14 protein-coding genes and 1 tRNA gene are annotated in these 13,043 nt (G+C 69.4%); 14 read left to right on the top strand and 1 reads right to left on the bottom strand.

All coding sequences use genetic code 11. The features are described from left to right. Positions 1-54: 54 nt before the first annotated feature. The 6 genes from GTY96_RS09120 (at position 55) to GTY96_RS09095 (ending at position 5,798) form a co-directional block, all read left to right on the top strand. Positions 55-1,920 (top strand): M2 family metallopeptidase, encoded by a 1,866-nt coding sequence (locus tag GTY96_RS09120; RefSeq protein WP_143900593.1) that lies wholly within the window; start codon positions 55-57, stop codon positions 1,918-1,920. 122 nt (positions 1,921-2,042) lie between these two features. After that, entirely contained in the window at positions 2,043-2,246 is a 204-nt protein-coding gene (locus GTY96_RS09115) for a cold-shock protein (protein ID WP_143900591.1), read from the top strand. A gap of 205 nt (positions 2,247-2,451) precedes the next feature. Next, on the top strand, positions 2,452-2,655 hold the full coding sequence (locus GTY96_RS09110; protein WP_143900590.1) for a cold-shock protein: 204 nt from the start codon (positions 2,452-2,454) through the stop codon (positions 2,653-2,655). A gap of 97 nt (positions 2,656-2,752) precedes the next feature. After that, a complete protein-coding gene (locus tag GTY96_RS09105; RefSeq protein ID WP_161664489.1) occupies positions 2,753-4,870 on the top strand; it encodes a hypothetical protein in 2,118 nt (705 codons plus the stop codon). A gap of 41 nt (positions 4,871-4,911) precedes the next feature. Further along, on the top strand, positions 4,912-5,556 hold the full coding sequence (locus GTY96_RS09100) for a hypothetical protein (RefSeq protein ID WP_143900586.1): 645 nt from the start codon (positions 4,912-4,914) through the stop codon (positions 5,554-5,556). Next, positions 5,553-5,798: a hypothetical protein gene (locus tag GTY96_RS09095; RefSeq protein WP_143900584.1), complete on the top strand. Its 246-nt coding sequence runs from the start codon at positions 5,553-5,555 to the stop codon at positions 5,796-5,798. Before GTY96_RS09100 ends, GTY96_RS09095 begins: the two co-directional genes overlap by 4 nt. Positions 5,799-5,847: 49 nt before the next feature. On the opposite strand, the gene GTY96_RS09090 is transcribed toward GTY96_RS09095, so the two are convergent. Further along, positions 5,848-6,588 (bottom strand): FKBP-type peptidyl-prolyl cis-trans isomerase, encoded by a 741-nt coding sequence (locus tag GTY96_RS09090; RefSeq protein WP_143900582.1) that lies wholly within the window; start codon positions 6,586-6,588, stop codon positions 5,848-5,850. 249 nt (positions 6,589-6,837) lie between these two features. Here GTY96_RS09090 and GTY96_RS09085 point away from each other — a divergent pair, with 249 nt between their 5' ends. From GTY96_RS09085 to thrS, 8 genes are all read left to right on the top strand, one after another. Continuing rightward, on the top strand, positions 6,838-7,170 hold the full coding sequence (locus GTY96_RS09085; RefSeq protein ID WP_120566093.1) for a PilZ domain-containing protein: 333 nt from the start codon (positions 6,838-6,840) through the stop codon (positions 7,168-7,170). A gap of 200 nt (positions 7,171-7,370) precedes the next feature. Beyond that, entirely contained in the window at positions 7,371-8,177 is an 807-nt protein-coding gene (locus GTY96_RS09080; protein WP_143900580.1) for an LPP20 family lipoprotein, read from the top strand. A gap of 28 nt (positions 8,178-8,205) precedes the next feature. Next, positions 8,206-8,352, top strand: a complete 147-nt coding sequence (locus GTY96_RS09075; RefSeq protein WP_161664488.1) for a hypothetical protein — start codon at positions 8,206-8,208, stop codon at positions 8,350-8,352. Next, positions 8,352-8,726, top strand: a complete 375-nt coding sequence (locus GTY96_RS09070; RefSeq protein ID WP_161664487.1) for a PEGA domain-containing protein — start codon at positions 8,352-8,354, stop codon at positions 8,724-8,726. The genes GTY96_RS09075 and GTY96_RS09070 overlap by 1 nt, the downstream gene beginning before the upstream one ends. A gap of 254 nt (positions 8,727-8,980) precedes the next feature. Continuing rightward, the gene (locus tag GTY96_RS09065; RefSeq protein WP_370456564.1) at positions 8,981-10,165 is read left to right on the top strand and encodes an AI-2E family transporter; all 1,185 of its coding nucleotides are present in this window, start codon (positions 8,981-8,983) and stop codon (positions 10,163-10,165) included. Then, positions 10,162-10,848, top strand: a complete 687-nt coding sequence (locus GTY96_RS09060; RefSeq protein WP_143900577.1) for a uracil-DNA glycosylase — start codon at positions 10,162-10,164, stop codon at positions 10,846-10,848. The genes GTY96_RS09065 and GTY96_RS09060 overlap by 4 nt, the downstream gene beginning before the upstream one ends. Positions 10,849-10,927: 79 nt before the next feature. Beyond that, positions 10,928-10,999, top strand: a tRNA-Val gene (locus GTY96_RS09055). Positions 11,000-11,086: 87 nt separating this feature from the next. Further along, positions 11,087-13,015, top strand: a complete 1,929-nt coding sequence (gene thrS / locus GTY96_RS09050) for a threonine--tRNA ligase (protein WP_143900575.1) — start codon at positions 11,087-11,089, stop codon at positions 13,013-13,015. Positions 13,016-13,043 lie beyond the last annotated feature (28 nt).

Genomic DNA, 13,043 nt, shown 5'->3' with positions numbered 1-13,043 from the left:
GCGCCATGACTTCGCGGGTGCGAGGGCAGGGCACTTCCCATAGTGTCCGCGCCCATGACCCGCTCCCCCACCTCGCAGTCCCTGTTGCGCGCGGCCCTGGCCGCCCTGTCGCTCGCGGCCCCCGCCGCGGTCGCGCAGACGACGCCCGCTCCCGCGGCGAAGGCCCCGCCGGCCAAGTCCGCGAAGGCCACGCCCGCGGAGGCGAAGCAGTTCGCCGAGAAGCTCAACGCGGACCTGAAGCAGCTCTGGACCCGGCAGGCCACCGCCGAGTGGATCAAGAGCACGTACATCACCGACGACACGGAGCGCAACGCGGCCTCCGTCAACGAAGAGGTGATGGCCTACGTCAACAACGCCATCAAGGATTCGCGCCGCTTCGACGGGCTGAAGCTGGACGCGGACACCGCGCGGATGCTGCACCTCTTGCGCGTGTCCCAGACGCTGCCCGCCCCGGCGAACCCCGCCCAGCGCGCGGAGCTGGCCGCCACCGCCGCGAAGCTGGAGGGCCTGTACGGCAAGGGCAAGTACTGCGGCAAGGACGGCAAGGGGAAGTGCCGCGACCTGGAGGAGCTGTCCGACGTGATGGCGGAGAGCCGCGACGCGGATGAGCTGCTGGAGGCCTGGCAGGGCTGGCACGCCATCAGCCGCCCCATGCGCCCGCTCTACACGCAGCTGGTGGACCTCTCCAACGCGGGCGCGAAGGACATCGGCTTCAGCGACCTGGGCACGCTGTGGCGGTCGTCCTACGACATGACGCCCGCGGAGTTCGAGCAGGAGGCGCAGCGCCTCTGGGGCCAGGTCAAGCCCATGTACGACGAGCTGCACTGCTACGTGCGCGGCCGGCTCGCGAAGCAGTACGGCGAGGCGAAGGTGCCCGCGGGCAAGCCCATCCCCGCGCACCTGCTGGGCAACATGTGGGCGCAGGAGTGGAACAACATCTACCCGCTGGTGGAGCCGTTCCCCGGTCAGGCCAGCCTGGACGTGGGCTCCGCGCTGGTGAAGCAGGGCTATGACGCGGAGAAGATGGTGAAGCTGGGGGAGAAGTTCTTCACCTCGCTGGGCCTCAAGCCGCTGCCGCAGACCTTCTGGGAGCGCTCGCAGTTCACCAAGCCGCGCGACCGCGACGTCGTCTGCCACGCCTCCGCGTGGGACGTGACGTACGACAACGACCTGCGCATCAAGATGTGCATCAAGCCCACCGAGGAGGACCTGGTCACCATCCACCACGAGCTGGGCCACGACTACTACTACACGTACTACTACAAGCTCCCCGTCCTCTTTCAGGCCGGCGCCAACGACGGCTTCCACGAGGCCATTGGCGACGCGCTCACGCTCTCCATCACCCCGGCCTACCTCCAGCAGGCGGGCCTGCTGAGCGCGGTGGAGAAGAACGACAAGAACGTCATCAACCTCCAGCTCAAGGACGCGCTGGAGAAGGTGGCCTTCCTGCCCTTCGGCCTGCTGGTGGACCAGTGGCGCTGGGACGTGTTCAGCGGCAAGGTGAAGCCGGCGGACTACAACAAGAGCTGGTGGGCGATGCGCACGAAGTACCAGGGCGTGTCCGCGCCGGTGGCCCGCACGGAGCAGGACTTCGATGCGGGCGCCAAGTACCACGTGCCCGCCAACGTGCCCTACACGCGCTACTTCCTCGCGCGGATCCTCCAGTTCCAGTTCCACAAGGCGCTGTGCGAGGCGGCCGGCATCCAGGGCCCCCTCAACGAGTGCTCCATCTACGGCAACAAGGCCGCGGGTCAGCGGCTCCAGGCGATGCTGGAGCTGGGCGCGAGCAAGCCCTGGCCGGACGCGCTGGCCGCGATGACGGGCACCCGCCAGATGGATGCCACGCCGATGCTGGAGTACTTCGCGCCGCTGCGCCGCTGGCTCCAGGAGCAGAACAAGGGCCAGAAGTGCGGGTGGTGAGGCCCTGAACGGGAAGTGGACTTCGCCTGGGACGGGCGCTTAGGCTCGCGCCCGTCTTGTAGGGTTGAACTCTGTAGGACCGGACGGCGACTCTTCCTGTCCGCGATGAAAGAAGAACGGCAATGGCGACTGGTACCGTGAAGTGGTTCAACGACGCGAAGGGCTTCGGCTTCATCACCCAGGATGGCGGCGGCGAGGACGTGTTCTGCCACCACACCGCCATCAACATGGACGGCTTCCGCACCCTGGCCGAGGGCCAGAAGGTGGAGTTCGAAGTCGCCAAGGGCCCCAAGGGCCTGCAGGCGCAGAACGTTCGCGCGGCCTGAGCCTGACGACGTCGTGATGCACCCCGAGAAGGTCCGATCCCCCCCCGGGTCGGGCCTTCTGTCTTTCAGGCTTTCGGACCTATTTCCGGAGGGGTGGTGGACTTCCGTGGAGCGGGCCGCCTAGTGTGCGCCCCGTCTTGTAGGGTTGAACTCTGTGGGACCGGATGGCGACTTTCCCTGTCCGCGATGAAAGAAGAACAAGGCAATGGCGACCGGTACCGTGAAGTGGTTCAACGATGCGAAGGGCTTCGGCTTCATCATGCAGGACGGCGGCGGCGAGGACCTCTTCTGCCACCACACCGCCATCCAGGCGGACGGCTTCCGCAGCCTCCAGGAGGGCCAGAAGGTGGAGTTCGACGTCGCCAAGGGCGCCAAGGGCCTGCAGGCGCAGAACGTTCGCCCCATCTGAAGCCCGCTGAGCCCGTCGTCATCCTGACGACTTCCTGATTCACCCAGAGGGTCCGATCCGTTCCAGGGTCGGGCCTTCTGTCCGTTCTGGAGCCCGCATGTCCGTGCCGACCCGCTTCCCCCGCCTGCGCTTGCTGCCGCTCGTGGCCGCCCTCGGCTGCGCCACGCCGTCCACTCCCACGTCGCCCGCCGCGTCCGTCGCTCGCGCGCAAGGCGCTGCGTCCGCGCCCGCGTCATCCGCGCCCGTGTCGAAGGAGGCCCTGGCCTCCCTCGAGGCGGAGCTGGTCGCGAAGCACGGTGAGGCCCAGCGGGCCCGCATCGAGCGCGGCGTGGAGCAGGTGGCCACGCTGTGGCGCGCGGAGGACGGGGACCTGGCGGCCTTCGCGCGAGAGCAGTTCCTGCCGGAGGGCCCGCGGCTGGACGCGACGTTCAAGCGCCTGGAAGGGCTCTTCGAGCAGTTCGACGGCCACATGAACGAGCTGGGCCGGGAGCTCCAGTGGTTCACGGACCTGGACCTGGGGCCGCTGCTGCCGGTGGAGCCGCTGCTCGCGGCGTATGACCCTTCCTCCAACGTCACGTCGGACCTGTTCCAGGCGAAGCCGGGCTTCGTCGTGCTGCTCAACTTCCCGCTCACCACGCTGGAGGAGCGCACGAAGGACGGTCCGGCCTGGACGCGGCGGCAGTGGGCGGAGGCGAAGCTCGCGTCGCGCTTCAACCGGCGCGTGCCCGCGGCGGTGGAGCAGAAGGTGTCGCAGGCCATCGCGGACGCGAACCTCTACATCGCTGAATACAACGTCTGGATGCACCACCTGGTGGACGCGAAGGGCCAGCGCCTGTTCCCCCAGGGCCTGCGGCTCATCAGCCACTGGAACCTGCGCGACGAGTTGAAGGCGGACTACACGGATCCCCAGGGGCTGGCGAAGCAGCGGATGATCGTCCAGGTGATGGAGCGAATCGTCACCCAGTCCATCCCCGCGACGGTCATCGACAACCCGCGCGTGGACTGGGATCCGTTCACCAACCAGGTGACGGTGGCCCCGGCGGCGTCGGTGGAGCCGAACGCACCCGAGCGCCCCGCGAAGGCGGACCCCGCGCCGGAGCCGGACACGCGCTACGCGCGGCTGCTCGCGACCTTCCAGGCGTCGCGGCGGGCGGATCCCTATTCGCCGGTGGCCCCCACGCGCATCGCGCGCAGCTTCGACCTGGACCGGGGCCTGCCGGAGGCGCGCGTGCGCGCGTTGCTCACGCAGCTGCTCGAGTCTCCGCTGGTGCCGCGCGTGGCGAAGCTCATCGAGTCGCGCCTGGGCCGTCCGCTGGAGCCGCAGGACCTGTGGTACCCCGGCTTTCGTCCGGGCTCGAAGGTGCCGGAGGCGCAGCTGGACGCGCTCACGCGCAAGCGCTACCCCACGGCGGACGCCTTCGCGCGCGACATCCCCCGCATCCTCCAGGGGCTGGGCTTCACGCGAGAGAAGGCCGACATGCTCACGTCGCGCATCCGCGTGGACGCCTCGCGCGGCGCCGGCCACGCCCAGCCGGCGCTGCGCCGGGGCGACTTCCCCCGCCTGCGCACGCGCGTGGAGAAGGGGGGCATGGACTACAAGGGCTACAACATCGCGGTGCACGAGCTGGGGCACAACGTGGAGCAGGTCTTCAGCCTGTACGAGGTGGACCACACGCTCCTGTCCGGCGTCCCCAACAACGCCTTCACGGAGGCGCTGGCCTTCGTCTTCCAGGCGCGCGACCTGGAGCTGCTGGGCCTGGGGAAGCCGGATGCCCAGAGCGAACGCGAGCGCGTGCTCAACGACTTCTGGCAGGCCTGGGAGATCGCCGGCGTGGCGCTGGTGGACATGGCCACGTGGCACTGGATGTACGACCACCCGGACGCCACGCCCGCGCAGCTTCGCGAGGCCGTGGCGGGCCTGTCGCGCGACATCTGGAACCGGTACTACGCGCCCGTGCTGGGAGGGAGGGACAGCCCGCTGCTGGGCATCTACAGCCACATGATCAGCTATCCGCTGTACCTGCCGGACTACCCGCTCGGGCACCTCATCGCCTTCCAGATTGAAGAGCACCTGAAGCAGCACGGCCCGCTGGGCGCGGAGTTCGAGCGCATGGCCATCTTCGGCTCCGTCACCCCGGACGAATGGATGCGCCACGCCACCGGCGCCCCCGTCAGCGCGGACGCTTTGTTGCGCGCCACCGCAGCCTCGCTGTGATATCCGGGCCTTCCAATTTTCACATCTCTGGAGGAGTGACCGTGAATTTCATTTCCCGAGCGCTGTTGCTGGGTTCCCTGTCGACCGTGGTGGGCTGTGCCTCGATGAAGGGGGGCTCGAAGCCGTCCGAGCCGTCGGAGCCCGCGGCCGCGTCGCTGGTGGACAACTGTGACGATGCGCAGAAGAGCATCTCCAAGGAGGCGGACACGCTGGCCAGCCCCTACGGCATCGATCAGCACGTGGACAAGAACTTCCCGGACCGCAAGGTGTCGTGGCTGATGACGGACAGCGCGTACCAGAAGTTCGTGGTGCAGGCGGCCGCGAAGAACTTCGGCCGCTGCAACGACGCGGGCTGCTACCTGTTCGCGGCGCCGTCGGCGACCATCCACGGCGCGGTGGAGAAGGCGAAGACGGCGGACGGCAAGCATGACCCGGCGGTGCTGGGGCAGGCGCTGGGCCTGCCCGCGAAGAACTTCGAGGGCCCGCTGCGGATGATGACGCTGGACCTGGGGGCGCGGAAGGTCTGCACGCGGCTGCCGGTGGACGCGGATCCGGGCGTGTGGAAGTGCACCACGCCGGAGGACAAGGACTGCTTCAAGTTCGGCGGCTACACGTCTGGCGGCGTGCCGGAGGTGATGGTCATCAACGCGCCGGTGGCCGACGCGCAGGTGGCGGAGATTCCGTGAGCGACGAGGAGGTGCTGCTCCAGAGTCCGCTCCTGTACCGCGTGCTGCGCGGGCGGGGCGGAGCGCTGTCCATCGAGGTCCTGGTGGGCGGCATCGTCCAGTTCGAGGTTCGCGTGCTCCTGAACGAGGAGGAGACGGCGGCCTTTGAGCGGGAGGGGCGCACCTTCGCGGACCGGATGGCCCAGGCCATCATGGCGGATCCGCCCTTCGGTGGCCGGTCGGTGCGCTCGCCGGTGCGCTGATGCCTGCGCGGGGGCCCGTTTCGCACGGGCCCCCGTCGCGGGGGACGCGCTACGGGGTGACGGCGGTGTTGCCGGGGATGTCCACCAGCTCCACGTCGAACTGGAGCACGGCATTGGGCGGGATGCGCGAGCCGGTGGGCGGACGCTCCCCGTACGCGGTGCTCGCGGGGCAGGTGAGCTTCGCCTTGCCGCCGACCTTCATCTTCTGCACGCCCTGGGTCCAGCAGGGGATGACGCCGTTGAGCGGGAACTCCGCCGCCATGCCGCGCGCGTAGGAGCTGTCGAACTCCGAGCCGTCCACCAGGGTGCCCCGGTAGTGCACCTTCACGGTGTCGATGGCGCGGGGCACCTTGCCGGTGCCGGCCTTGAGCTCCCGGTAGATGACGCCGGAGGGCAGCCGGGTGGCCCCAGGCTCCTTGGAGGCTCGGTCCAGCGTGGCGACGTTGACCTGGGCCTGGCGTGCCTTCGCGAGCGCCTGGATCTTCGGCGTGTACTCCTTTGGATCCACGGCGGGGGATGTGCCGGCGAGCGCGTCCTGGAGGCCGTGCTGGAGCAGCTGCACCTCCGCGGGCGTCAGCGCGAGCGCCGTCACGCTCTGGCCCAGCGTCACGCCGAGCGAATAGATGGCCTTCTGATCATCCGTCTGGAGGTCCGGCGGCGCCTGGGAGGCCGCCTGCGCGGGGGCCTCCGGCGCGGCGGCCGGCTTCGAGGTCTTGGTCGAGGACTGCGCCAGCGCGAGTCCCGGAGCGCCAAGCATCAGCACCAGGGCCGCCTTCCACTGCATCCGCATGCTTCCGCCTTTCACGAGAATGGAGGGGACTATAGGGCCGCGCATGCGCCGCCGGTCATCCTTCCGGGCAGGTCGTACGCACAAGCCAACGCGAAGAATCCAGCGAGCGAAAAAAGACGGCGCCTCCAGGCCGGTCTTCCGAGGGAGCAGGGCGCCGTTTTCTTGCGCGCATGACGTCTGACCGTACTGTGCCTTCAGGTCGCTTCACCCACGCAGCGGCCTGTTGCACCAGCCGGAGGTCATGAGCCAATGAGCGAGAAGCGGAAGGCCAATCGGGCGCCCCTGGACATCTACCTCAACAAGTACATGGGCGGCGTGCCGTACATGACCCGCGCGGCGGACATCAGCCAGGAGGGCGTCAGCCTGTCGCGCCTCATCGAGCCCCAGCACGACGCGCGCCGCGTGGGCCTCCAGTTCCAGCTCCCCGGCTCCGAGGAGATCATCTACGCCGAGGGTGAAGTCGTACGCGAGTGGAAGGAGTTGGGGCGCAAGGAGCAGTCAGGTGTGCGCTTCACGCTGCTCACCGAGCGGCACCGCAAGATGATCGACGCGTACGTGGACCGTCACACCGAAGGCAACTGACACGCGAGGTGATCCTCCGGGTGTGCCACCGCGACCGCGCGGTGCCACCGGCGGTTCACGGAATGCGCGCGGAGGACGTCAGGTGGATCCGTCCGTCCTTCGGGTCGCCTTGACTTCGCGCGGAGTGGCCCCCTTGAATGACCGGAGTGGTTTCCTGTGCGCTCGCCGACGTGTCGCGGCGACAGCGGGAGGAGTGCTCCGTGAGGCGTTCGCTGTGGGGTTTGTTGCTGGTCGTGCCGCTGACGGCGCTGGGCCAGGGCAAGGACGCGAAGAGCGCCGCACCCGCCGTCGAGGCCGTGCGTGGCGCTGGCTCGCCGGGCATCAACTGGGAGGGGCAGATCCTGCGCGCCACGGGCTCCGGGGCGCCGGACCTCAAGGCCGCCAACCCGGCCCAGGCGCGCCTGGGCGCCGAGCGCGCCGCGAAGCTGGACGCGTTCCGCAACCTCCTGGAGCAGGCCAAGGTCATCCAGGTGAGCGCGGGCCGCACCGTGGGCGATGAGTGGTCCCGCGACGAGGTGAAGGCCCGCGTGGAAGGCGCCATCCGCGGCTACAAGGTCGTGGCCCGGCGCTACTTCTCCGACAGCGGCGTGGAGCTGGACGTGGAGGTGCCGCTCGCGGCGCTCACCGCGGCGCTGACGCCCGCGCAGGACGTGGCCATCGTGCTCAACGCGGAGGGCGCGGCGAAGTACACCGGCCTCGTGGTGGACGCGCGCGGATTGGGCGTGAAGCCGGTGCTCTCGCCCAGGCTGGTGGATGCGGCGGGCAAGGCGCTCTACGGCGCGACGGTGCTCACGGACGAGGCGCGTGGCACGACGGGCGTGGCGGCCTGGTTCGAGAACCTGGAGGCCGCCCGCAAGGCCGCGCGCGTGGGCGACAAGCCGCTGGTGGTGAAGGCCGCGCAACTCCAGGGCTCCGACTTGGTCCTGAACGCGGAAGGGGCCCGCGCGCTCACCGAGGCGAACACGCGCTTCCTGGCCGAGGGCCGGGTCGTCATCGTCACGCAGTAGCGCCGCCGCGAGTGCCCGAGGAACGACGATGTCCCTGAAACGTTTCGCGCCCTGCCTGCTCCTCGCGACCGACGCGCTGGCCGCCGCCTCCAAGCCCCAGACGACCGCCGCTGGCGCTCCGGCGCGACCGGCCGGTGTGATGGAAGTCACGGTCGAGCTGAACGTGGCGCCGTGATGCGAGTCGGGTGGGCGGCAGTGTTGACGCTCGCGGTGCTTGCGGGCGGCTGCGCGGCGAAGCAGGAACAGCCGGCGACGGTGGTCCGTGCGCGCGAGCTGATGGCCTCCGCCGAGGGCAAGAGCGGGGACCTGGTGCTCCGGTGCGAACCCTCGGATGCGGACGTGCTGCTGGACGGCGTGGAGCAGGGCAAGTGCAGCGACTTCTCCGGGGTGTCCCGGAGCCTGCGGCTGCATGACGCGGGCTTCCACCAGGTCGAGGTGAAGAAGCGCGGCTTCTATCCGTACACGACCTACTACTCGCCCAGCGGGGCGCGGGTGACGCTCAACGTGAAGCTGCGGCCCCTGGCGCCCGAGGGCGGCGGCGCTCCGTGAAGTGAGGGTCGAGGCGTTCCCGGTCCGCGCGAGGTGACGCTGGGGGAGTGGACGCAGACGTTCCTCCGTCCCTCCAACGGCGGGCGGTGAGCGATACGCAACCGGGCCGTGTCAAGGCTGGTGCCTTGGACCGCGAGGTGGCGGGCGACGGCTTTGGCCCATTCGTGAGCCGCAATCAGGAGCCCAAGACGCCGTAGGATGGGCGGGGACAGGAGGCGGTCATCGGACGTCGCAAGAAAGGCAGTGAGCGCGCGGTGAAGGTCCCCCAGTCCGCCGCGTCCCCGGAGGTCTCCCCGGTGTTGCATGTCGTGCACCCGGAGCCCGTGCCTCCGGCCGGAGACCCCGCGGCGTTGGACGAGGCGGAGGCTCGTCGGGTCGACTTCGTGTGGTCCGGGGCGATGGTGGGCTCGTTGGCGCTGGTGTTCGCGCTCCTGTCGGTGTCCGGCGGGGTGGCGGTGCCAGTGTTGCTGGCGCTGACGGGCGCGTACGCGTTCAACCCGCTGGTCACGCTCCTGGAGAAGCGCGGCCTGGACCGCACGTGGGGCACGTCCGTGCTCTTCTTCGCGGGCACGCTCCTGCTGGTGGGCGCGGGGCTGTACCTGGTGCCGGTGTTCCGTGACGAGGCGGCGAAGCTGCCCGGCTTCTTCCAGCGGGCCAGCACCCAGGTGGTGCCGCAGGTGGAGTCGCTCCTGGGCGTGTCGTTGCCGGACCTGGTGAGCCAGCGCACCGCGGAGCTGGGGGAGAAGGCGTCGGAGCTGATCCAGAGCGCGGGCCCCACCGCGGCGCGGCTCGTCGCGAGCTTCGCCGGCAACACCGCGCGCTTCGCGGCCACGCTGCTGGGCCTGTCGGTGGTGCCGGTGCTGGCGTTCTTCTTCCTCCAGGACTACCCGCGCTTGATGGGGAGCATCCAGGACCTGCTGCCGCGCCGCTCGGTGGCGCTGGTGAGCCAGCGCTTCCGGGAGGTGGACGAGGTGCTGTCCGCCTTCGTGCAGGGCCAGCTCACCGTGGGGGCCATCCTGTCGGTGCTCTACGCGGTGGGGCTGTCCGTGGCGCGCATCGACCTGGCCATCGCCATCGGGCTCATCGCCGGCTTCGGCAACATGGTGCCCTACCTGGGCACGGGCATTGGCGTGGTGCTGGCGGTGTTGGGCGTGCTCCTGTCGTGGCAGGGGCCGTGGCAGTTGGCGGTGGTGGCGGCGACCTTCATCATCGGTCAGCTGGCCGAAGGCTTCGTCATCACCCCGCGCGTCGTGGGGGAGAAGGTGGGCCTGGCGCCCGTGGCGGTCATCATCGCCGTGCTCGCGTTCGGTGAGCTGTTCGGCTTCGTGGGCATCCTCCTGGCGGTCCCGGCCAGCGCCATCCTCAAGGTCGTCCTGAGCGTCGTCCTCCAGCGCTACCGCCGCACGGAGCTCTACAAGGGGAGCGGGCGCGGGCCGTGACGAAGCTGGAGAAGCTGCACCAGGAGATCATCGCCTGCCGGGCCTGCCCCCGGCTCGTGGCGTGGCGCGAGGAGGTGGCCCGGGTGAAGCGGCGCGCCTACCGCGACTGGGACTACTGGGGGAAGCCCGTCCCGGGGTTCGGCGACCCGAAGGCCCGGCTGATCATCGTGGGGCTGGCCCCCGCCGCGCACGGCGCCAACCGGACGGGGCGGATGTTCACCGGCGACCGCTCGGGCGACTTCCTCTTCGCGGGCCTTCACCGCGCGGGCTTCGCGAGTCAGCCCCACAGTGAAAGTCGGGACGACGGGCTGGCGCTGACGGACGCCTTCATCGTCGCCTCGGCCCGGTGCGCGCCGCCGGACAACAAGCCCCTGCCAGAGGAGCTGGCCCGGTGCGCGCCGTTCCTGGACCGGGAGATGGCGCTGCTGCCCGGCCGGGTGCTGCTCGCCTTGGGGGCCATCGGGTGGAACGCCGCGCTGGCGTCGGCTGCTCGCACGGGCGGTCCGCTGCCCACGCCCCGGCCTGTCTTCGGCCACGGCGCCGAGTTCCGGCTACCGGACGGACGGTGGCTCGTGGGCAGCTACCACGTCAGCCAGCAGAACACCCAGACGGGGAGGCTCACCCCCGCGATGTTCGACGCGGTGTTGAAACGCGTCCGGGTGCTGTTGGAGGAACGAACGTAGGGAACAGAAGCCCCCCGCGTTCGTGTTTCCTTGACAGGTGCGGGAGCCCGCTGTTATTCCCCGCGCCCATCCGCACGACGGGTCGTTAGCTCAGCGGTAGAGCACTACCTTGACACGGTAGGGGTCAGTGGTTCGATCCCACTACGACCCATCATCAGTAAGCGTTCCATCTCGCGGGCGGCCGGCTTTTCCAAAAGCCTGCCGCCCGTGGTTTTTTCCAGCGCAGGGGTTTTCCGCCATGTCCGAATCCATCACGGTGACGCTCCCCGACGGCAGCCAGAAGCAGACCGTCCGGGGCACGACCATCGCGGACTTCGTGAAGGGCAGCATCGGTGTGGGGCTCGCGAAGGCGGCCCTCTTCGCCCGGGTCAACGGCCAGGACGTGGACCTGACGCGCACGCTCGACGAGGACGCGAAGCTGCAGATCTTCACGTCCAAGAGCCCTGAAGGCCTGGACCTCATCCGCCACGACGCCGCGCACGTGGTGGCCAGCGTCGTGCAGCGCCTGTTCCCCGGCACGCAGGTGACCATCGGTCCCTCGACGGAGGAGGGCTTCTACTACGACTTCTTCCGCGAGAAGCCCTTCACGCCGGAGGAGCTGGAGAAGATCGAGGCGGCCGCCAACGCCGAGCTCAAGCAGGACGCGCCCTTCGTGCGGACCGAGATCTCCATGGAGGACGCCATCCGGCTCTTCGAGGAGAAGGGCGAGAAGTTCAAGGTGGAGATCGTCAAGGACATCGCCGCCAAGGGCGCCAAGACGCTCACGCTCTACACGCACGGCGACTGGGTGGACTTCTGCCTGGGGCCCCACGCGCCCAGCACGGGGAAGATCGGCGTCATCAAGATCCTCTCCTCCAGCGGCGCGTACTGGCGCGGCGACCACCGCAACCCGATGCTCCAGCGCGTCTACGGCACGGCCTTCTTCGACAAGAAGGCGCTGGAGGCCTACCTCACGCGCATCGAAGAGGCGAGGAAGCGCGACCACCGCAAGCTGGGCAAGGAGCTGGATCTCTTCCACTTCCACCCGTACTCGCCGGGCGCCGCCTTCTGGACGCCCAAGGGCACCGCGCTCTACCAGACGCTGTCGGACTGGATGCGCGGGCTCACGGCCGGTGATGGCTACGTGGAGATCAAGACGCCCCTGATGTTCAACAAGGGCCTCTGGGAGACGAGCGGCCACTGGGGCAAGTACAAGGAGAACATGTTCCTGGTGCTCGACAGCGAGTCCGGCGAGCACGACTTCTCCCTCAAGCCGATGAACTGCCCGTCGCACCACCTGTTCTACGGCTTCAAGAAGCACAGCTACCGCGACCTGCCCCTGCGCCTGCACACCCAGGACGTGCTCCACCGCAACGAGGCCGCGGGCTCGCTGGGCGGGCTCACCCGCGTGCGCCAGTTCGCCCAGGACGACGCGCACATCTACTGCATGGAGAGCCAGATCACCGACGAGGTGCGGCGCTTCGTGAAGCTGTTGGATCGCGTCTACAAGGCGGTGGGCCTCACCTACGCGGTGAAGCTGTCCACGCGCCCCGAGCAGCGCCTGGGGGATGACTCCCTCTGGGACCGCGCGGAGGACGGGCTCAAGGCGGCGCTGGAGTCGCTGGGCCTCCCCTATGAGCTGGCCCCGGGCGACGGCGCCTTCTACGGCCCGAAGATCGACTTCGCGGTGTCGGACAGCATCGGCCGGCGGTGGCAGCTGGGCACCATGCAGCTGGACTACCTGGCCCCGCAGCGCTTCGACCTCACGTACGTGGGCGAGGACAACGCCGAGCACCGCCCGGTGGTCCTCCACCGCGCCATCTTCGGCTCCTTCGAGCGCTTCACCGCCATCCTCATCGAGCACTTCGCGGGCGCGTTCCCGGCGTGGCTGGCCCCGGTGCAGGCCACCATCGTCACCGTCGCGGACCGTCAGCTGGAATACGCCCGCAAGGTGCGGGACGACCTGCGCGCGAAGGGCTTCCGCGTGGAGCTGGACGAGCGCGGCATGACGCTCAACGCGAAGATCCGCGAAGCGCAGATGCAGAAGGTCCCGTTCACCCTGGTGGTGGGCGACAACGAGGTGGAGGCCGGCGCCGTGGCCCCCCGCCGCTACGGCGGCGAGGACCTCAAGACCATGAAGGCCGCCGACTTCGAGGCGCTCCTCGCCAAGGAAGCCGCGCTGCCCTGAGGGTGGAGGGGGACTTGACTCCCCGTCT

The organism is Corallococcus silvisoli, from assembly GCF_009909145.1.
Classification (GTDB): Bacteria; Myxococcota; Myxococcia; order Myxococcales; family Myxococcaceae; genus Corallococcus; species Corallococcus silvisoli.
The sequence above is the reverse complement of the archived record's forward strand: the minus strand, read 5'-3'. Positions and strand labels throughout refer to the sequence as shown.